Annotated in this window: 17 protein-coding genes; 15 read left to right on the top strand and 2 right to left on the bottom strand. The window is 63.7% G+C overall.

Annotation, left to right across the window (positions count from 1 at the left end; all coding sequences use genetic code 11):
* Positions 1 to 3: 3 nt before the first annotated feature.
* From LB556_RS05660 to LB556_RS05645, 4 genes are all read left to right on the top strand, one after another.
* The gene (locus tag LB556_RS05660; RefSeq protein ID WP_224564921.1) at positions 4 to 750 is read left to right on the top strand and encodes a sugar phosphate isomerase/epimerase family protein; all 747 of its coding nucleotides are present in this window, start codon (positions 4 to 6) and stop codon (positions 748 to 750) included.
* Positions 751 to 761: 11 nt separating this feature from the next.
* Positions 762 to 1,919, top strand: coding sequence for a Gfo/Idh/MocA family protein (locus tag LB556_RS05655; protein WP_224564919.1), 1,158 nt, complete (start codon positions 762 to 764; stop codon positions 1,917 to 1,919).
* Between the two features lie 132 nt (positions 1,920 to 2,051).
* Positions 2,052 to 3,098: an L-glyceraldehyde 3-phosphate reductase gene (gene mgrA, locus LB556_RS05650; protein ID WP_224564917.1), complete on the top strand. Its 1,047-nt coding sequence runs from the start codon at positions 2,052 to 2,054 to the stop codon at positions 3,096 to 3,098.
* A 198-nt stretch (positions 3,099 to 3,296) separates the two neighbouring features.
* Positions 3,297 to 3,701, top strand: coding sequence for a Fur family transcriptional regulator (locus tag LB556_RS05645; protein WP_224564915.1), 405 nt, complete (start codon positions 3,297 to 3,299; stop codon positions 3,699 to 3,701).
* 82 nt (positions 3,702 to 3,783) lie between these two features.
* Here LB556_RS05645 and polA read toward each other — a convergent pair whose 3' ends face one another.
* Positions 3,784 to 6,741: a DNA polymerase I gene (gene polA / locus LB556_RS05640; RefSeq protein ID WP_224564914.1), complete on the bottom strand. Its 2,958-nt coding sequence runs from the start codon at positions 6,739 to 6,741 to the stop codon at positions 3,784 to 3,786.
* Positions 6,742 to 7,177: 436 nt separating this feature from the next.
* On the opposite strand from polA, the gene LB556_RS05635 reads away from it, so the two are divergent.
* From LB556_RS05635 to LB556_RS05595, 9 genes are all read left to right on the top strand, one after another.
* Entirely contained in the window at positions 7,178 to 8,563 is a 1,386-nt protein-coding gene (locus LB556_RS05635) for a M20/M25/M40 family metallo-hydrolase (RefSeq protein ID WP_224564913.1), read from the top strand.
* A gap of 78 nt (positions 8,564 to 8,641) precedes the next feature.
* Positions 8,642 to 9,262, top strand: coding sequence for a ribonuclease D (locus LB556_RS05630; protein WP_224564912.1), 621 nt, complete (start codon positions 8,642 to 8,644; stop codon positions 9,260 to 9,262).
* Between the two features lie 145 nt (positions 9,263 to 9,407).
* Positions 9,408 to 9,611 (top strand): hypothetical protein, encoded by a 204-nt coding sequence (locus LB556_RS05625; RefSeq protein ID WP_224564911.1) that lies wholly within the window; start codon positions 9,408 to 9,410, stop codon positions 9,609 to 9,611.
* A 111-nt stretch (positions 9,612 to 9,722) separates the two neighbouring features.
* Positions 9,723 to 9,977, top strand: a complete 255-nt coding sequence (locus LB556_RS05620; RefSeq protein WP_224564910.1) for a GlsB/YeaQ/YmgE family stress response membrane protein — start codon at positions 9,723 to 9,725, stop codon at positions 9,975 to 9,977.
* A gap of 130 nt (positions 9,978 to 10,107) precedes the next feature.
* A complete protein-coding gene (locus LB556_RS05615) occupies positions 10,108 to 10,254 on the top strand; it encodes a hypothetical protein (protein ID WP_224564909.1) in 147 nt (48 codons plus the stop codon).
* A 39-nt stretch (positions 10,255 to 10,293) separates the two neighbouring features.
* The gene (locus tag LB556_RS05610) at positions 10,294 to 12,261 is read left to right on the top strand and encodes an acyltransferase family protein (RefSeq protein ID WP_224564908.1); all 1,968 of its coding nucleotides are present in this window, start codon (positions 10,294 to 10,296) and stop codon (positions 12,259 to 12,261) included.
* 264 nt (positions 12,262 to 12,525) lie between these two features.
* Complete coding sequence (locus LB556_RS05605) at positions 12,526 to 13,416, top strand: hypothetical protein (RefSeq protein ID WP_224565080.1); 891 nt, start codon at positions 12,526 to 12,528, stop codon at positions 13,414 to 13,416.
* Between the two features lie 71 nt (positions 13,417 to 13,487).
* Positions 13,488 to 15,761 (top strand): transglycosylase domain-containing protein, encoded by a 2,274-nt coding sequence (locus LB556_RS05600; protein WP_224564907.1) that lies wholly within the window; start codon positions 13,488 to 13,490, stop codon positions 15,759 to 15,761.
* Positions 15,762 to 15,842: 81 nt separating this feature from the next.
* Positions 15,843 to 16,595: an SDR family NAD(P)-dependent oxidoreductase gene (locus tag LB556_RS05595; RefSeq protein ID WP_224564906.1), complete on the top strand. Its 753-nt coding sequence runs from the start codon at positions 15,843 to 15,845 to the stop codon at positions 16,593 to 16,595.
* Between the two features lie 184 nt (positions 16,596 to 16,779).
* On the opposite strand, the gene LB556_RS05590 is transcribed toward LB556_RS05595, so the two are convergent.
* The gene (locus LB556_RS05590; RefSeq protein WP_224564905.1) at positions 16,780 to 17,229 is read right to left on the bottom strand and encodes a host attachment protein; all 450 of its coding nucleotides are present in this window, start codon (positions 17,227 to 17,229) and stop codon (positions 16,780 to 16,782) included.
* Positions 17,230 to 17,594: 365 nt separating this feature from the next.
* Here LB556_RS05590 and cysG point away from each other — a divergent pair, with 365 nt between their 5' ends.
* Positions 17,595 to 19,043, top strand: a complete 1,449-nt coding sequence (gene cysG / locus LB556_RS05585) for a siroheme synthase CysG (protein WP_224564904.1) — start codon at positions 17,595 to 17,597, stop codon at positions 19,041 to 19,043.
* Entirely contained in the window at positions 19,040 to 19,333 is a 294-nt protein-coding gene (locus LB556_RS05580; protein WP_224564903.1) for a DUF2849 domain-containing protein, read from the top strand. The genes cysG and LB556_RS05580 overlap by 4 nt, the downstream gene beginning before the upstream one ends.
* Positions 19,334 to 19,340: the final 7 nt, after the last annotated feature.

Here is a 19,340-nt window from a genome sequence, read left to right as displayed (position 1 = left end):
ACGATGAACTGGTCATTCCAACTTTACAGCGCCCGCAATTTCTTGCCCTGGACCAATGTGCTCGAGATGCTGGGCAAGCTTGGTTACGCCGAGGTCGAAGGCTTCGGCGGCGTCTATGACGATCCAAAGGCCTTCCGCGCCGAACTCGACAAGAACGGCCTTTCGATGCCGACCGGGCACTTTTCCATCGATGCGCTGGAGAGGGATTTCGGCGGCGTGCGCCGGATCGCCGAAGCGCTCGGCGTCAAGCTTCTGATCTGTCCCTATCTGATGGCCGAGGACAGGCCATCCGATACCGCTGGCTGGCGCGGCTTTGGCGAGCGTCTGGCCAAGGTCGGCGAGGTTGCCTCGAAGGCCGGCTACGGCTTTGCCTGGCACAACCATGATTTCGAGTTCAAGGCGCTCGCCGACGGTTCGGTGCCGCAGGATCATATCCTGTCGTCCGCGCTCAATATTGGCTGGGAGATGGATATTGCCTGGGTGATACGCGGCGGCGCCGATCCGCTGCCCTGGATCGAAAAACACGGCCAACGCATCAGCGCCGTCCATGTCAAGGACATGGCTAAGCCGGGTGAGGGGCTGGATGAGGACGGCTGGTCGGATGTCGGTCACGGCACGATCGACTGGGCCGGCCTGATCAAGGTGCTGCGGGCAAAGAGCGCGGCGAAATACTTTGTCATGGAACAGGACAATCCCAACGACATCGAGCGCTTCGCCCGCCGCTCGATCGCAACCGTCAAGAGCTACTAGGAACAAGCACCATGGCAAAGAAGCTGAGTAATGGGAAACTGGGTATTGGCGTCATTGGCTGCGGCAACATCTCGAAGGCGTATTTCTCGCTGGCGCCGCTGTTTCGCGGCATCGAGATGCGCGCCTGCGCCGACATCAACATGGATGCGGCCAAGGCGCGGGCGAAGGAGTTCAAGCTGCGCGCCGAGACGGTCGAGGATATTCTCAAGGCCGACGACATCGACATCATCGTCAACCTGACCATTCCGGCCGTGCACTACGAGGTGTCGAAGCAGGTGCTCGATGCCGGCAAGCATGTCTATTCGGAAAAGCCGTTCGTGCTGTCGCTCAAGGAGGGCCAGGACCTCAAGGCGCGGGCCGGGAAGAAAGGGCTGCGCATCGGCTCGGCGCCGGACACGTTCCTTGGCGGCGCGCACCAGCTTGTGCGCGAACTGATCGACGAGGGGCAGCTAGGCAGGATCACCAGCGGCACCTGCCATGTCATGGGCCACGGCATGGAACACTGGCACCCCAATCCAGACTTTTTTTTCCAGCCCGGCGCGGGACCGGTGCTCGACATCGGACCTTACTACATTACCAATCTGATCCAGCTGATCGGGCCGGTGAAGCAGGTGGTGGCCTTCGCGACGACGCCGGCCAAGGAGCGGACCATTAGTTCCAAGCCGCGCGCGGGTGAAAAAATCCCGGTCAACACGCCGACGACCATTCACGGCCTGATGGAATTCGAAAACGGCGCCGTGGTGACGCTGAACACAAGCTGGGATGTCTGGGCTCACGGTCACGCGCCGATGGAGCTCTATGGCGAGGCCGGAACGGTGTTCGTGCCGGATCCGAACTTCTTCGGCGGCGACGTGCGCTTCACCGAAGAAGGCAAACCGGTCAAGAAGCTGCCGAAATGGAAGCACCCGCTTGGCGTGCCCAACGAGATGCATGGCCACGGCATGATGGCCAACTACCGCACGGCGGGCCTCGCCGACATGGCACTGGCGATCGTCGAAGGACGGCCGCATCGCTGTTCGATGGAACTCGCGCTGCATGCCGTCGATGTCATGACCGGTATCCTGCGTTCCGGCGAGACCGGCAAGTTCGTCGCCATGCAGACGACCTGCGAGCGGCCGGCCGCTCTTGGCGTCAAGCAGGCCAAGGAACTCCTGGCCAAGAAGAAGTAGGCCGCGGAGATTATCGATAATTTTGCCTGCCCCTCTCCCCGTTCTTCCGGGGAGGAGGTAAGGATGGGTACGGGGCATAGTCGTCGTCTGTGCGATGACGGTGCCTTGTCCATTCAGATTCGAGGATTTCCCATGCCCTATATCGCAGCTGAAAACCGCTACGAGAAAATGATCTACAACCGTTGCGGTCGCTCAGGCCTCAAGCTACCGGCGATCTCGCTCGGGCTGTGGCACAATTTCGGCGACGACACGCCACATCGGACCAAACAGGCGATCGCCCGCAAGGCCTTCGACCTCGGCATCACCCATTTCGACCTCGCCAACAATTATGGGCCGCCGCCCGGATCGGCGGAGACCGCCTTCGGCGAGATCCTGCGCACCGATTTTGCCGCCTACCGTGACGAAATGATCATTTCGACCAAGGCCGGCTACGAGATGTGGGCAGGCCCGTACGGCGAATGGGGCGGGCGCAAATACATGCTGGCCAGCCTCGACCAGAGCCTGAAGCGGATGGGGCTCGACTATGTCGACATCTTCTATTCGCACCGTTTCGATCCAGATACGCCGCTCGAAGAAACCATGGGCGCGCTCGACCATGCGGTGCGTTCGGGCAAGGCGCTCTATGCCGGCATCTCTTCCTACAATTCGCAGCGCACCCGCGAGGCCGCCGACATATTGAAGCAACTCGGCACACCATGCATCATCCACCAGCCGAGTTATTCGATGTTGAACCGCTGGGTCGAGGAGGACGGCCTGCTCGACACGCTCGAGGGCTTGGGTGTCGGTTCCATCGTGTTCTCGCCGCTTGCCCAGGGCATGCTGACGGACAAATATCTCGGCGGCATCCCTGAAGGCAGCCGGGCATCCCAGGGCAAGTCGCTGAAGACAGCTTTCATCAACGACCGCACCATCGCCAACATCAAGGCGCTCAACACGATCGCCGGCAAGCGCGGCCAGACGCTGGCGCAGATGGCTTTGGCCTGGGTGCTGCGCAGGGGCCGGGTTACTTCGGCGCTGATCGGCGCCAGCCGGCCCGAGCAGGTCGAGGACTGCGTCGGGGCGCTGAAGGTGCTCGATTTCAGCGATGCCGAACTGGCGGAGATCGACACATACGCACGCGAGTCCGACATCAATCTGTGGGCGGCCTCCGCCGAACGCAAAGGTCCGCCAAGGAAATAGGCTTGTCCGGTTGGCAAGGTCGACGGAATGATACCGCCGGCCTCAATCCTGCCATCACCAATGTGCCGGCACGTCATCGACCGGATCGGGACAACAACACAGTAGTAGCAAAGACCTCGGTTCGTCGCTATCTGAATGGGATCAGGCCGTTTGCACGCGCAAACGGTCTTCAGGTGTGGGACAGGTTGGAACAGGACCATGGCGGCCAGGGATGTGCTGACGAAAAACCAGCTGTGCGTGCTCGAAAAGCTCGAGACCGCCAGCGGACCGCTCAGCGCCTACACCTTGCTCGACCAGTTGCGCGAACGCGGCTTCCGCGCGCCGCTTCAGGTCTATCGGGCGCTCGACACGCTGGTGAAATCAGGCTTCGTGCATCGGTTGGAAAGCATCAACTCCTTCGTTGCCTGCGCCGAGCCGCACGACCACAACCACTCGATGACCGCCTTTGCCATCTGCGACAATTGCGGGCAGGTGACCGAAATGTCCGATCACGACATCGATCACCGGCTGAACGAATGGGTCAACTCAACCGGCTTCGCCGCCAAGAAGGCGGTGATCGAGTTTCGCGGGATATGCGCGAAGTGCCGGCACGAGGTCGCGTAAGGTCTTTCTCTTCGTCATCCTAGAGCCCGCCCGGCGCCGCTTCGCTGCTTGCTACGTCCCTCGATGTCAAAGCGGCTGAGCTTCAGTGCGCCTCATCCCAGTTGTTCGCCGCTCGAGCGTCGACATGCAGCGGCACCGACATCGACACCGCCGGCATTGCCGCGTTTTCCATGACATGGCGCACCACGGGGATCGTCGCCTCGACTTCGCCCTCGACCGTCTCGAAGATCAGTTCGTCATGAACCTGCAGGAGCATGCGGGCCGACAGGCTTGCCTTGTCCAGCGCCTCCTCCATGCGCACCATGGCCCGGCGGATGATGTCGGCGGCGGTGCCTTGCAGGCGGGCGTTGATCGACGCGCGTTCGTTGAACGCGCGGACCGACGGGTTCGACGATCTGATGTCGGGGTAGTGAATGCGGCGACCGAAGATCGTCTCGACGAAACCGTGCTCGCGGGCATAGGCCTTGGTCTCCTCGATATAGTCGCGGATGCCGGGGAAGCGCTCGAAGTATTTCTTGATGTAGGCGCTCGCCTCCTCGCGCGGGATCGACAGCTGGTTGGCGAGGCCAAAGGCCGAGATGCCATAGATGATGCCGAAGTTGATCGCCTTGGCGCGGCGGCGCACTTCCGACGGCATGCCCTCCACCGGCACGTTGAACATTTCAGACGCCGTGATGGCGTGGATGTCGGCGCCATCGGCAAAGGCCTGCCGCAATTGCGGGATTTCGGCGACATGGGCGAGCACGCGCAGTTCGATCTGGCTGTAATCGGCCGAAACCAGCCGGTGGCTCTTGTCGGTGATGAAGGCGGTCCTGATCTTGCGGCCTTCCGCCGTGCGCACCGGGATGTTCTGCAGGTTCGGGTCGGAGGACGACAGACGGCCGGTCGTCGTCGCGGCCAGCGCGTAGGAGGTGTGGACGCGCTTGGTATCGGGATGGATGAAGCCCGGCAGCGCGTCGGTATAGGTCGATTTCAGCTTGGTCAGCTGGCGCCAGTCGACGATCTTGCGCGGCAGCTCATGGCCTTCGGCGGCAAGGTCTTCCAGCAATTGCGCCGAGGTCGACCACTGGCCGGTCTTGGTCTTGGAACCACCGGGCAGCCCCATGCGGCCGAACAGGATATCGCCGAGCTGCTTGGGTGAGCCGATGTTGATGCGCTCGCCGATGAGCTGGTAGATTTCCTCCTCGAGCCGGGCGGCACCTTGCGCCAGTTCCCCAGACAGCCGCGACAGGATCTGCCGGTCGACCGAGATGCCGCGCTGTTCCATGCGCGCCAGCACCGGCACCAGTGGCCGCTCCAGGCGTTCATAGACCGATACCAGGCCCTTGGCGGCAAGCCGTGGCTTCAGCACCAGCCACAGCCGCAACGTCACGTCGGCATCCTCGGCGGCATGGGCGGTCGCCTTGTCGACGTCGACCTGGTCGAAACCGACAGAGCTCTTGCCGGAGCCGGTCACGTCCTTGAGCTGGAGGGGTGTGTGTCCCAGCCATTTCTCGGCAAGGGCATCCATGCCGTGACCATGGGGGGTGCCGGCGTCGAGCACGTAGGAGATCAGCATAGTGTCGTCGAAGGGCGCGACATCGACGCCATAGCGGCTCATGATGACCAGATCGTATTTCAGGTTCTGCGCGATCTTCAGCACCGACCTGTCCTCAAGCAAGGGTTTGAGCACCGCCAGAGCTTCGCGAAGCGGAATCTGGTTCTCGAGCATGCCGCCGCCGAGCAGGTCGCCGTTGCCGCTCTTGTGGGCGAACGGAATGTAGCCGGCACGGCCGGGCGCCGTGGCCATTGCCATGCCGATCAGTTCGGCCCGCATCGGATCGGTCGAGGTGGCCCTGACGTCGAAAGCCACGATACCGGCCTCCCGCGCTTCGGCGACCCAGGCTTTCAGCGTCGCAATATCGCGGATGCACTGATAGGCCGACGTGTCGATCTTGCGTGTCGCCGCGCTCTCCAGCCGCAACGCGGCGAGCAGGGAAGGGGTGTCACCTTGTTTCGGCTTCTCAGCCGCTGCGGTTCCGGTGGCCTGGCCAGGCTCGGTGCCCGCTCCGTTTCGGGCAACCGGCGGTGCTCCGGCGCCGACATCGGGGCCATGCGCGTTGTCGGCGCGTTCGACGGTCACCGCGACGGCCTGAATGTCGCCGGCCTCCGTGCCGGTCGCTTCCGCCACACGGCGGGTCAGCGAGGTGAATTCCATGGTCTTGAGGAAGCCGATCAGCTTCGGTCCGTCAGGGGCATGCAGCACGAAATCGTCCAACCTGTCAGCCACCGGCACGTCGTCCTTCAGCGTCACCAACTGGCGCGAGATGCGCGCCTTGTCGGCGTTGGCGATGATCGATTCCCGCCTTTTCTCCTGCTTGATCTCACTGGCGCGGGCGAGCAATCCGTCGAGGTCGCCGAACTGCTCGAGCAGTTGCGCCGCGGTCTTCGGTCCGATGCCGGGCACACCTGGCACATTGTCGACGGAATCGCCGGTCAGCGCCTGGAGGTCGATCATCTTTTCCGGCGGCACGCCCCATTTCTCGATGACTTCGGGGATGCCGATCTGGCGATCCTTCATCGGGTCGTACATGCCGACCGTGTCGCCAACCAGTTGCATCAGATCCTTGTCGGAAGAGATGATGGTGGTGTCGCCGCCGGCCTCGCAGGCCAGCCGGCAATAGGTGGCGATAAGGTCGTCGGCCTCGAAGCCTTCCATCTCGACGCAAGGCAGGTTGAACGCCCTGGTTGCCTGGCGGATCAGGCCGAACTGCGGGATCAGATCCTCCGGCGGCGCCGAGCGGTTGGCCTTGTATTCGGGGTAGAGGTCGTTGCGGAAGGTTTTCGAGGAGTAGTCGAAAATAACGGCGAAATGCGTCGGCACGATGCCCACATCGGTGTTGCGGGCATCCTGCATCAGCTTCCACAGCATATTGCAGAACCCGGAAACAGCGCCGACGGGCAGGCCGTCGGATTTGCGGGTCAGCGGCGGCAGTGCGTGATAGGCCCGGAAGATGTAGCCAGAGCCGTCGATGAGGAAGAGATGATCGCCTTTTTTCATGCCGGCAGGGATAGCGCGGCGCGGTGGCTTGGTCCATGCCAAAGACATCGCCAGACATGGGTTCCGTCAACACCCTGACAGATCGGGACCCTGACAGATCGTTCCGCAAGCCCGCTCACGCGTACGTTACAAAAGTGTAACGTTGGTGCCCTTGAATCGCCACGTTCACAGTCCCAGATACACGTCATCGGCAGTTTTCGCCGAAGTCCGGAGCAAGGCCCGTCCCCCGCCTATTCCGGGCAATTGCGGCAGCCTATCCCCCCTCTCCGGGCTGCCGCATCGTTTCGAGTAAAAGGCCGCCGTGGTTCCCCCTCCACCACGGCGGCATTTTTTTTGCCTTGCGGCGGCCGACTGGCGCCTTGGTCCAATGGTCACGGGCTTTTCGTTTCGCCGCTCTGCCTTTACGGTTCCGGCACTGAATCGAAAGGCTTCGCAAATGTCCGCAGTTTCCCCTGTCCTCGACCGCCTCGACAAGAATCTCGACCAGAGCCTGGAACGGCTGTTCGGCCTGCTCAGGATCAAGTCGATCTCCACCGACCCGGCCTACGCCGCCGACTGCCTGAAGGCGGCGGAATGGCTGGTGGCGGAACTCAAGCTGATCGGTTTTGACGCCAGCGTGCGCGACACGCCTGGGCACCCGATGGTCGTTGCGCATCACGAGGGGCCGGCGGGCGCGCCGCATGTGCTGTTCTACGGCCACTATGACGTGCAGCCCGTGGACCCGATCGAACTGTGGGAAAACGATCCTTTCGCCCCCGCCATCAAGGAGGTCGGACCTGGTCACAAGGTCATCACCGGGCGCGGCTCGGCGGACGACAAGGGGCAGTTGATGACCTTCGTCGAGGCATGCCGTGCGTGGAAACAGGTGCACGGCAGTCTGCCATGCCGGGTCACCATCCTGTTCGAAGGCGAGGAGGAATCCGGTTCGCCATCGCTGAAGCCGTTCCTCGAAGCCAATGCCGAGGAACTCAAGGCCGACTTCGCGCTGGTCTGCGATACCGGCATGTGGGACCGCGACACGCCATCGATCTGTGTGGGACTGCGCGGGCTGGTCGGCGAGGAAATCACGGTGAAGGCCGCCGACCGCGACCTGCATTCGGGCCTCTATGGCGGGGCTGCCGCCAACCCGATCCGCATCCTGGCCAAGGTGCTGGCCGACATCCACGACCAGGACGGTCATATCACAATCCCGGGGTTCTATGACGGCGTCGAGGAGACACCGTCGCAGGTGCTGCAATCCTGGGAGACGCTGGGCGAGACCGCCGAGACTTTCCTTGGACCTGTCGGCCTGTCGATCCCAGCGGGCGAGAAGGGCCGTTCGGTGCTGGAGCTGACCTGGGCGCGGCCGACCGCCGAGTTCAACGGCATCATCGGCGGCTATACCGGCAAGGGCTTCAAGACTGTCATCGCGGCGGAAGCCTCGGCCAAGGTCTCGTTCCGCCTTGTCCACAAGCAGGATCCGAAGAAAATCCGCGCCGCCTTCCGCAAATTCGTCGAGGAGCGCATCCCGGCCGATTGTTCGGTCGAATTCCATTCGCATGGCGGTTCGCCGGCCATCCAGCTCTCCTACGACTCGCCCTTCCTGGCCAAGGCCAAGACCGCGCTTTCGGACGAATGGCCAAAGCCGGCGGTGACGGCGGGCAGCGGCGGCTCCATACCGGTGGTGGGCGATTTCCAGACCTATCTCGGCATGGAATCGCTGCTGGTCGGGTTCGGCCTCGACGACGATCGCATCCACTCGCCCAACGAGAAATACGAGCTCAGCTCCTTCCACAAGGGTCAGCGCTCCTGGGCGCGCATTCTCGACGCGCTGACGCGCTGAGCCGCGGAAAACAAGTTTTCTTGTTGATTTTTCACCGGATCGCGGCAAGGACGAGTAACGCCGCGACCGGAGAAGACAATGGCCGACATCCGTTTTCACAAAAATGACCTGCCCGACCTTTCGCACTATGGTGTCGGGGCGGTGGCCATCGATACCGAGACGCTGGGATTGAACCCGCATCGCGACCGGCTCTGCGTGGTGCAGATCTCGCCGGGCGACGGCACAGCCGATGTCATCCAGATCGCATCGGGCCAGAAGAAGGCGCCGAACCTCGTCAGCCTGCTGAGGAACCGCACCATCACCAAGCTGTTCCATTACGGTCGCTTCGACCTTGCCGTGCTTTACAATGCGTTTGGCGTGATGCCGGAGCCGGTCTTCTGCACCAAGATCGCCTCGCGGCTGACGCGCACCTATACCGACCGGCACGGGCTGAAGGACATCTGCTTCGAGCTTCTCGGGGTCGGTCTTTCCAAGGCGCAGCAATCGTCGGATTGGGCGGCCGAAACGCTGTCGCCCGAACAGCTCGAATATGCAGCCTCCGATGTGCTCTATCTCCATCGTTTGCGCGAGGTGCTGGCCGGGCGGCTGGCGCGCGAGGGGCGCACGAAGGAGGCGGACGCCTGCTTCCGCTTCCTGCCGACACGCGCCAAGCTCGATTTGATGGGCTGGGCCGAAGAGGATATCTTCGCCCATAGCTGATAGGCTGGTGGCAATCCTGCCGGACGGCCGCCTATCGGGGAACCGGACGCACGCTGATGCGTTCTGGCGGCTCGACTCTATCATGCGCATTTCCGACGGAAAACCGCCGCACACTTTTGCTGGAATTGCTTGAAGAGGGGATGACATGGCAGACCGAAAGCCAATATCGACAGCGCCGACCGACGGCTCCAAAGTGTCCGTGACCTGGAAGGACAGTGACGGCGTAATCAACGAATCCATCGCGCAATATCGCGAGAATGGCTGGTGGGTCTACACCGACAGCGACACGCAGAAGAAGGTGCAGCCGACCAGCTGGCGGCCTGCCTCCGGTGACGAAGACGACGAATAGGCGTGGCGCTGGCGAGGCCGGGTGCTTTCGAATAGCCTGAAGCCGGTGATACCGGGGCCGATTCGGAGCCTTCCGCTCCGCGCTCGCCCGCTTGCTCGGAGGGAAATCGCTATGGGTGTCGAAAGCCTGCTCGTCTTCATCATCATTGGTGCCATTGCCGGCTGGCTCGCCGGTCTCATCGTCTCGGGATTCGGCTTCGGCCTGATCGGCAACATCATCGTCGGCATCGTCGGTGCCTTCATCGCCGGCTGGCTGTTGCCGCGGATCGGTTTCTCCATCGGCGGGGGCATCATCGCCTCGATCATCCATGCCACGATCGGCGCCATCATCCTCTTGGTGCTGGTCAGGGTCTTGAAGCGAGCCTGAGGCTCGACACGACTGGAACGGTTCAGCGTCCGTTGGAGTCGTTGGTCCGCTCCAGCTCTTTGTTTTTATGCAATCCCGGAGTGGCAAACCGCTACGCCTTTTCCTGGGATTGCTATGGGGGGCACGCGCCATGAAACAGAATACGCTCTATCTCGTCATCGGCGCGCTCGTCGTCGTGGTCATCGCGCTCGGGGTTTATGTCTACCGCGAGCAGAGCAAGCCAAAGGGCGTCGAACTCAAGATCGACGACAAGGGCATTTCAATCCAGCAGAACTGAGGCTGCTCTTGTCGTTTGATTTCCAGATCGCGGGCCGCCTTGACCGATAGACGCGAGGAGCATGGCTGGCGGCCCGAAATCCAGGGGTTGCGCGGCGTTGCCGTAGCCATGGTGGTGATCTTCCACCTCTGGCCCCAGGCTCTTCCCGGCGGCTATGTCGGGGTGGATGTGTTCTTCGTCATCTCCGGCTTTCTCATCACCGGTCTGCTTGTCCGCATGGCTACCGCCGGTGGCCATGCCTGGCTGATCACATTCTATTCGCGACGGGTGCGGCGACTGCTGCCGGCGGCGATCCTGGCGCTTCTGGTCACGCTGGCCGGAACGCTGGTCTTCCTGTCCAAGGCGCGATGGGAAGAGACGGCTATTCAGGTCGCGGCCAGCGCGCTTTATGTGCAGAACTGGCGGCTTGCCTTGCAGGCGGTCGACTATCTCGGCGCGGCGGAAGCGCCAAGCCCGGTGCAGCACTACTGGTCGCTGTCGATCGAAGAGCAGTTCTACATCGTGTTGCCGCTGCTGGTAGCGGTCGTCATCTGGCTGGCGCGGCGCTTCCGGCGATCGCCGAAGAACGTGCTGCTCGCGGCGCTGGGCGTTGTTTTCGCCGGGTCTCTGGCCGCTTCGGTGGCGACGACCCGGGCCGACCCGGCTTGGGCCTATTTCGTCACCCACACCCGCCTCTGGGAACTGGGGCTGGGAGGGCTGCTGGCGCTGGTCCGGCAGCGGTTCTCGCCAGGCCTCCTGTCACGCCTGGCGATGATGGTGGTTGGCATGACCGCCATTCTGGTTTCGGCGGTCTTGTTTTCCGGCGCGACACCGTTTCCGGGCATGCACGCCTTGCTGCCGACGCTGGGCGCCGTGCTGGTCATAGCAGCCGGCGATATCAGGCTTGGCCGGTTTCGCGGCCTCGATGTCGCGGCGCTGCGCTATATCGGCGACCGTTCCTATTCGATCTATCTCTGGCATTGGCCGCTGATCGTCTTCTACACGGCGCATCATCCCACCGTCGGATTGCTTGCGGGCCTCGGCCTCGTGGTTTTGACGCTCGCCATCTCGCACCTTTCCTACCGCCATGTCGAACAGCGGTACCGCTGGCCGCGACCGCAGACGGAATGGCGGCCCCTCATCTACGGTTCGGCGGCGATTGCCGCCTGCGTGGTGGCGTCCGGTGCCCTTGGCTATGCGCTCGATCGTCAAGGCGTCGACATCAGCCTGATCGGTACTCCCAACTATCCGGGACCCGCAGCGCTGCTTGCCGATGCCGAGGTTCCGGTCGGCGTTGCACCGCTGCCACCGCTCGGCAAGCTGAAGCGCGACGTTCCCATCGTCTATCGCCTCAAATGCCACCAGGAGCAGGACAGCATGGAGCCGGTGGGCTGCCATCTTGGCGATCCCCAGGGAACCAGGACCGTCGTGGTCGTCGGGGATTCGCACGCGGCGCAGTGGATCCCGGCCATCGACAGGATCGCCAAGGACCACAAATGGAAACTGATCACCTTCACCAAGGCGGCTTGCCCTTTCACCCGTGCCCCTGTCATGGACAATGGCAAGCCCTATGAGGCCTGCGCGCAATGGCGCGATAATGTTCTGACCGAGATCAGGCAGCTGCGGCCGGAGCTCATGTTCACCAGCCAGTCGCGCTATTCCGATACACCGGAGCCGGACATGATCGAGGGTCTGCGCAGCATCTGGGGCGTGTTGAACATGGCAGGCGTGCGCATCATCGCCATCCGCAACACGCCCTTCGTCAAATTCGATCCCGGCGATTGCCTGGCCGCCGACCCCGACAAATGCGTGACCGTGCGAAGCGAAGTCGAGGCCAGAAACGTTCTTGCGCTCGCCGCCGGACCGTTGCCAAATGTGCGGGTCGTCGACATGAACGATGCGCTGTGCGGCAGGCAAACCTGCGCGGCGGTCGTCGGCAACATCATTGTCTGGCGCGATTATCATCACATGACCGCGACCTACGCGCTGGCGCTCGCGCCCTATCTGGCGAAGGCAGCGGGTCTCTAGCTCCGGCAAGACTGCGAATCCATGCTTCGCGCTTGACCGTCGAGTGCGCCGTCAGGCTTAGTCGCCAGGATCGAGGCGGGGCAAACAGATCATCGATGGGGCCGGGGGCAGGATAATTCTCGCTTCCTGCCATCGCGCGATCTCCCGAGCGGAGAACGGATGATTTCCGGCATAGACTTCAAAGCCAGCGATGGGGTGAGAGCGGCGCTTTCGGCGATCGGACGCACGGAAGACCTGCGTTTTTCACCGGACAATCGATTGTTGGTGATCGCGGGCTATGCGCGCAGGCGCCTGCTGGTCCTGCGCATCGATATCGAGGCCGGGGCTCACGGCCCTGGCGTCACGATTCGGGGCTTCATGGAGTTGACGTCCGACAAAATGGGCGAAATCCATGGCCTGGATTTTATCGACGACCGCACGCTGGTGCTCGGTAACCGCGATGGAATGGTTGTGATATTCGGCCTGCCCCGCGAGGAGCCGGCCGGCCAGAGCCGCGAGATATCAGCCATTCGCCGGGTGAAGGGCAAAGGCCTCTGCAAACTGAATTCGCCAGGGTCCATTGCCGTGCGCCCCGAGTCGCGCGGCCGAGTCGGCCTGCTGGTCTGCAACAACTACACGCACATGGTCACCCGGCACGTGGTCAACCGGTGGCTCGGCTATCGCACGACGAACAACCAGCGGCTGCTGGCGCGCGGTCTCGACATACCTGACGGCATCGCGCTCAGCAATGACGGCCGGTGGATCGCGGTCAGCAGCCATGGCACCCAGGACGTGAAGCTTTATCGTACGGCCGCTTCGCTTGGGCCGGAGACCGAACCAGCCGGCGTCCTGCTGAACGCCGGCTATCCGCATGGCGTGCGCTTTAGCGCGGATGACCGGCACATCCTTGTCGCCGACGCGGGCAGCCGGGTGGTGAATGTCTACGCCGCCGGCGGCTGCTGGAACGGGCATAGGGCTCCCGCGCGCTCGGTTGCGGTGCTGGACGAGGAAACGTTCCTGCGCGGCCGGGACAATGTCGAGGAGGGAGGGCCGAAAGGCCTCGACATCGACCGGACGAACAGCGTCCTGGCAATGACCTGCGAACAGCAGACGCTGGCATTCTTCTCCCTGGCATCGATGGTCGGTTCGCAGGGTGGCGGCATCACTTCAGCTTAACCCGCCCTTAAATCGCCGCATCTACTCTTCAACCCGAACGCCATTGGCACCGGGGACAGTAAGCGCAACGCATGGCGAACCGCAGAGACAGCCGCATCGAACCCAGCTTCGAGGGCCCGCCACGGGCGAAGTCCTCGGCGGGTCTTTCGGTGAGCGAGGAGGACCGCGTCGTGCCGAGCAACCGCAAAGCCTCCGCCAAACGCAAATCGTCAAAGGCGAAATCGTCGCGCGGCGGACGCGGCAGAAGCCGGCGTGGCTTGTTCGGCGTGCTTGGCCGGCTGTTCTACTGGTGCTTCGTGCTCGCCATCTGGGGCGGCATCGCGGTGGCCGGCGTCGTCATCTACTACGGCGCCAAGATGCCGGCAGCGACGACCTGGTCGATCCCAGACCGTGCTCCCAACATCAAGATCGTCTCGGCCGATGGCCAGTTGCTCGCCAATCGCGGCATGAGCGGCGGCGAGGCCGTCGGTCTGCACGAAATGTCGCCCTATATTCCCGAAGCGGTCATCGCCATCGAGGACCGCCGTTTCTATTCGCATTTCGGCGTCGATCCGATCGGGCTATCGCGCGCCATGGTCACCAACCTCATCGGCGGGCACTTCTCGCAGGGCGGCTCGACGCTGACGCAGCAATTGGCCAAGAACCTGTTCCTGAAGCCCGACCGCACGCTGGAGCGCAAGGTGCAGGAAGTGCTGCTGGCGCTGTGGCTGGAGCACAAGCACACCAAGGACCAGATCCTCGAAATGTACCTCAACCGGGTCTATTTCGGCTCCGGCGCCTATGGCGTCGAGGCGGCTTCGCGGCGTTATTTCGGCAAGAGCGCGCGCGACGTCACCTTGTCGGAAGCCGCCCTTCTGGCTGGCCTGCTGAAGGCGCCCTCGCGGTTGTCGCCGGCGCGCGATCCCAAGGCGGCCGAGGAGCGTTCGCAACTGGTGCTCGCTGCCATGCGCGAGGAGGGCAAGATCAGCGAAAAGGAACTGAAGACGGCGCTCAGCGCGCCGGCGACGCGCTCGCCCTCCTACTGGACCGGTTCGGAGAACTATGTCGCCGACACCATCATGGAAGAACTGCCTGACCTGATCGGCGACGTGCGCGGGGATATCGTCATCGACAGCACCGTCGACCTGAACCTGCAGAAGCTCGCCGAGAAGTCGATCCGCCAATTGATCGATGAAAACGGCAAGAAGCTCAACGTCACCCAGGGCGCGCTGGTGTCGATCGACGATTCCGGCGCGGTGCGCGCCATGGTCGGCGGCTACGATTATTCGACCAGCCAGTTCGACCGCGCCTCCGAGGCGCGCCGGCAACCCGGTTCGGCGTTCAAGCCGTTTGTCTACATGGCGGCGCTCGAGGCCGGCCGTACCCCCGACAGCATCCGCAACGATGCCCCGATCAAGATCGGCAACTGGACGCCCGACAATTACGGCGGCAAGTATTTTGGCAAGGTCACCCTGGCGACCGCGCTCGCCAAGTCGCTGAACTCGGTTGCCGCGCAGTTGACCATGGAAGTCGGACCGAACGCGGTTGTGGAAGCCGCGCACCGCATGGGCATCCAGTCCGACCTTCAGTCCAACACCTCGATCGCGCTCGGCACGTCGGAAGTGACGCCGCTGGAGCTGACCTCGGCCTATGTGCCTTTCGCCAATGGTGGCTACAAGCCGGACATCCATTTCATCCGACGCATCACAGCCGCCGACGGCAAAGTGCTCTATGACAGCGCCGGCGGCAGTGCACCGCGCGTGATCAAGCCCGAGATCGTCGGCATGATGAACTCGATGATGACCGGCACGGTGGAGATCGGCACCGCCAAGAAGGCGGCTTTCGCCTGGCCGTCGGCCGGCAAGACCGGCACCAGCCAGAATTCGCGCGATGCCTGGTTCGTCGGCTACACCGCCAATCTCACCACCGGCGTGTGGTTCGGCAATGATGACGGCACGGCGATGAAGAAGGTCACCGGCGGCGCGTTGCCGGCACAGGCCTGGCATGAATTCATGGTCGCCGCGCATGAGGGCGTGCCGGTGCGGCCGCTGCCGGGCACCTGGAAGTCGACGCCGTCGGACAGGATCGTGCCCGACGATGTTCCGTCGGCCGACAACAACCAGCCGGCACCTGTTCCGTCAGTGTCGGTTGGCAGGCAGGCGCCGGCCGCGCAGGCGGCGGCACCGGCGACGCCAGCGCCGGTCCGCCCGGCGCGGCCTGCCCAGACCGTCGATGCCGATGGCTTCAACATGCCGGCGGATGACGGCACCACCGCTTCGGTCGGGCATCCGGTGCCGCCGGGCAGCGTCGGCGGTCCACTCAAGAAGCGGCAGACCTCGATCCTCGATATTCTTGGCGGCGGCTGACGCTTCTCATCCAAGCGGCGTCAATCCGCCTCTCGCCAGCGCCACGGTGTTCGGCTACATCTCCGGCCCGGAGACCGTGACATGGCTGAACTCGACACCAGAAAAACCATCGTGCTGACCGGCGCCAGCCGGGGCATCGGCCATGCGACGGTCAAGCGCTTTTCGCGCGAGGGCTGGCGCGTCATCACCTGCTCGCGCCAGGCCTTTGCCGAGGACTGCCCCTGGCCGGCCGGACCGGAAGACCACATCAAGGTCGACCTCGCCGATCAGGAAGACGTCGGTATCGCGGTGTCCGAGATCCGCCGCCGGCTGGAATCGCATGGCGGCCAGCTGCACGCCTTGGTCAACAATGCGGGCATCTCGCCGAAGCTCAAGGACGGCAACGGCCGCATGGACTCGATCGACACGCCGATGCATGTCTGGCGCGACGTCTTCCAGGTCAATTTCTTCGCGCCGATCATGCTGGCGCGCGGCCTGTTCAAGGAGCTGGCGACGGCGAAGGGCTCGATCGTCAACGTCACCTCTATCGCCGGCACCCGCGTGCATCCCTTCGCGGGCACCGCCTACGCAACGTCGAAGGCGGCGCTCGGCTCGCTGACGCGCGAGATGGCGCATGATTTCGGCCCGCACGGCATCCGCGTCAACGCCATCGCGCCTGGCGAAATCGACACCGCGATCCTGTCGCCGGGCACCGAAAAAATCGTCGAGACCATCCCGCTGCGGCGCCTGGGCACCACGGCGGAGGTCGCCGACATCATCTTCTTCCTGTGCTCCGGGCAGGCGTCCTATGTGACCGGCTCGGAAATCCACATCAATGGCGGTCAGCACGTGTGAACCGGTCGGGCCCAGGCCCGCTCATCTGGTCAGGGTGAGAACCGCCTTGCCGCTGATGCTGCGCTGGCGCAGTGCGTCCAGGGCCCTGCCGATGTCCGTCCACGGCGCTGACCGGCGACCAAGATGCCGCCGGCCTGTTTGAGACCGCGATGGAATTGCCCTGATGGCCGCCCCGTTGCGGCGATCAGGCTGCCTGCAGCAGAGCCTCGATCTCGGGGATGGCGTGATTGGTCATCGTCTTTGGAATTTCCCCCGCTATCTTCTCCTCGACCTCCTTGTGCAGCTTCTTGCGCATGGCGCCGAGCACCACCGGCGGAGCGACAAGCACGATGCTGTCGAATGCGCCGCCGTGGGCGAGCTTGTAGAGCCGGCCGGCGATCTCGTCGGCGAAACGCTCCTTGCCGATGCGGTGCCAGTCGGTATCCTCGACCGCGCTGCGGTGCATGGAGGGGCCGTCATTGTATCGGCCAGGGCTATCGGCCCCTTGTTCGCGCGTGGGCGGATTTTCCTGTTCCAGCACCTGCACGACTTCAAGATTGGGGAACTTGGTGTCGCCGACGTTCTTGAGGAAGAGCGCCTTTTCGCCATCGGCCACCAAGACCCAGATACCGTGCTTCAGCCTGATCGTATTCATGATAGCGCTCCTCTTGAGTATGAGACTATTCGGAACGCGTTCCAGGCCGGCATCGTTCCAACCCAAGGCGAACCGAAGGCCATGCCGGCGGACACCAAAGCGGCCGGATACCTTTAATCTACAAAAATAGTAGAAATTGGAAAAACTGTTTTGCGAGACAGGGCGCCGACGGTAAAATCCGCTGAAATCAAGCCCCGAACCGGCTGCCTGACGCTGCCCACACCCGTCATGCGGAATATTTTTCTCCTGCCCTTCGCGGTTGCGAAAAAGCGATTGCCTGCCATCGCCGGATGCGCGAGTGCTTTGCTTCTGGTTTTCCGCGGCCGGGCGTACAACCGCGAAACTGTTCCGGGATTGCTTTTCTCATGCCGCAGGCCACCACCAAGCTCAACGCATTTCCCGTCTTCATGCGGGTCGAGGGCGAAGCGGTGGCCATTGTCGGTGGCGGCGAGGCTGCGCTGGCCAAGGCGCGGTTGATCGCCCAGTCGAGTGCCGTCCTGCACGTTATCGCCGAGAATGCCGAACCGGAACTGCTGGCGTTTATCGCCGAAGCCGGCGCGAAGCATGTGGCCGCCACGTATCATGCCGCCCTGCTCGACGGCGCCGTGATGGTGTTTGCCGCCAGCGGCGACGAGGCGCTCGATCATCGCGTGGCCGCCGACGCGCGCCGGCTGGGCATTCCCGTCAATGCCGTCGACCGGCCGGACCTCTGCGATTTCTTCACCCCGGCACTGGTCAACCGCGCACCGGTCGCCGTGGCGATCGGCACGGAAGGCGCCGGCCCCGTGCTCGCCCAGATGCTGCGCAGCCGCATCGACCGCATGCTGTCGCCATCGCTCGGGCCGCTGGCGGCGCTTGCCGCGTCGTTCCGTAATGCCGCCGAGAGCTTGCCAAGGGGCAATGTGCGCCGCCGTTTCTGGAGTGACTTCTTCGGCGGCGCGCCGGCGCGCGCCCTCGAGGCCGGCGAATTTTCGCAGGCGCGCGAAGCCGCCACCGACCTGCTGTCGTCCGACGCACCGGCTCGCGGCCACATCGCCCTGGTGGGCGCAGGTCCCGGTGCCGAAGACCTCCTGACGCTGCGGGCGCATCGTCTGCTCATGGAGGCCGACGTTATCGTCCATGACGCGCTGGTGCCGGAGGCGGTCGTCGCAATGGGCCGCCGCGATGCCGAACGTGTGCCGGTGGGAAAGCGCAAGGGCTGCCATACCAAGAGCCAGGCCGAGATCAATGCGTTGCTGGTGGCGCTTGGGCGTGAGGGCAAGCGCGTCGTGCGGTTGAAATCGGGCGATCCGCTGGTGTTTGGTCGCGCCGGTGAAGAGATGGCAGCACTTCGCGATGCCGGCGTCGCCTATGAGGTGGTTCCGGGCGTCACCGCGGCCTTTGCCGCAGCCGCCGATTTCGAACTGCCGCTCACCTTGCGCGGCGTTTCCTCGTCGATGGTCTTTACCACCGGTCACGATCTCAAGGGCAATTCGCTGCCCGACTGGGCCAGGCTCGCCATTTCCGGCGCCACGGTTGCCGTCTATATGGGCCGCTCGGTCGCCGCCGAAGTTGCCGGCCGGCTGATCGAAGCCGGCCTGTCGCCGGATACGGCGGTTGCCGTGGTCGAGAACGCCAGCCTTGTCAACCGCCGCCGTTTCCATGGCACGCTGGCCGACCTGCCGTCGCTGGAAGCGCGCGCCGATCTGTCCGGCCCGGTCATGACCATCATCGGCGATGCCGTCGCCGGTGCCAATTTCGAGCGATCCGAGCCGCTCGCGGCACACAGGCACGAGGGCGCTCCCGTAGCGGCCGTCGAGGGAGTTCAGCGATGAAGATACTGACCGCCAATCGCCTCGGCGACGGCATTGCCGTCTGGTACGCCGATGGCGGCTGGGCCGAGACGGTGGACTATGCGGACCTTGCGCGTGACAAGGCGGCAGAGGATCGGCTGGAGGAAATCGGCACCAAGGCTCTCGCCAACAATGAAGTGGTCGACGTCAATCTGATCGACGCGGAAGTCGTCGGTGGCGTTGTCGAGCCGGTGCGGCTGCGGGAGAAAATTCGCGCCGCCGGCCCCACCATCCGCAACGATATCGGCAAGCAGGCCGGGCGGGCGGCATAGCCGCGAC

The organism is Mesorhizobium sp. ES1-4 (assembly GCF_020164745.1).
Lineage (GTDB): Bacteria > Pseudomonadota > Alphaproteobacteria > Rhizobiales > Rhizobiaceae > Mesorhizobium.
The sequence above is the reverse complement of the archived record's forward strand: the minus strand, read 5'-3'. Positions and strand labels throughout refer to the sequence as shown.

Excerpts from the sequence above, each read along its gene's own strand:
- LB556_RS05660 (WP_224564921.1), top strand. The coding sequence starts at position 4 with ATGAACTGGTCATTCCAACTTTACAGCGCCCGCAATTTCTTGCCCTGG.
- LB556_RS05655 (WP_224564919.1), top strand. The coding sequence starts at position 762 with ATGGCAAAGAAGCTGAGTAATGGGAAACTGGGTATTGGCGTCATTGGC.
- mgrA (WP_224564917.1), top strand. The coding sequence starts at position 2,052 with ATGCCCTATATCGCAGCTGAAAACCGCTACGAGAAAATGATCTACAAC.
- LB556_RS05645 (WP_224564915.1), top strand. The coding sequence starts at position 3,297 with ATGGCGGCCAGGGATGTGCTGACGAAAAACCAGCTGTGCGTGCTCGAA.
- polA (WP_224564914.1), bottom strand. The coding sequence starts at position 6,741 with ATGAAAAAAGGCGATCATCTCTTCCTCATCGACGGCTCTGGCTACATC.
- LB556_RS05635 (WP_224564913.1), top strand. The coding sequence starts at position 7,178 with ATGTCCGCAGTTTCCCCTGTCCTCGACCGCCTCGACAAGAATCTCGAC.
- LB556_RS05630 (WP_224564912.1), top strand. The coding sequence starts at position 8,642 with ATGGCCGACATCCGTTTTCACAAAAATGACCTGCCCGACCTTTCGCAC.
- LB556_RS05625 (WP_224564911.1), top strand. The coding sequence starts at position 9,408 with ATGGCAGACCGAAAGCCAATATCGACAGCGCCGACCGACGGCTCCAAA.
- LB556_RS05620 (WP_224564910.1), top strand. The coding sequence starts at position 9,723 with ATGGGTGTCGAAAGCCTGCTCGTCTTCATCATCATTGGTGCCATTGCC.
- LB556_RS05615 (WP_224564909.1), top strand. The coding sequence starts at position 10,108 with ATGAAACAGAATACGCTCTATCTCGTCATCGGCGCGCTCGTCGTCGTG.
- LB556_RS05600 (WP_224564907.1), top strand. The coding sequence starts at position 13,488 with ATGGCGAACCGCAGAGACAGCCGCATCGAACCCAGCTTCGAGGGCCCG.
- LB556_RS05595 (WP_224564906.1), top strand. The coding sequence starts at position 15,843 with ATGGCTGAACTCGACACCAGAAAAACCATCGTGCTGACCGGCGCCAGC.
- LB556_RS05590 (WP_224564905.1), bottom strand. The coding sequence starts at position 17,229 with ATGAATACGATCAGGCTGAAGCACGGTATCTGGGTCTTGGTGGCCGAT.
- cysG (WP_224564904.1), top strand. The coding sequence starts at position 17,595 with ATGCCGCAGGCCACCACCAAGCTCAACGCATTTCCCGTCTTCATGCGG.
- LB556_RS05580 (WP_224564903.1), top strand. The coding sequence starts at position 19,040 with ATGAAGATACTGACCGCCAATCGCCTCGGCGACGGCATTGCCGTCTGG.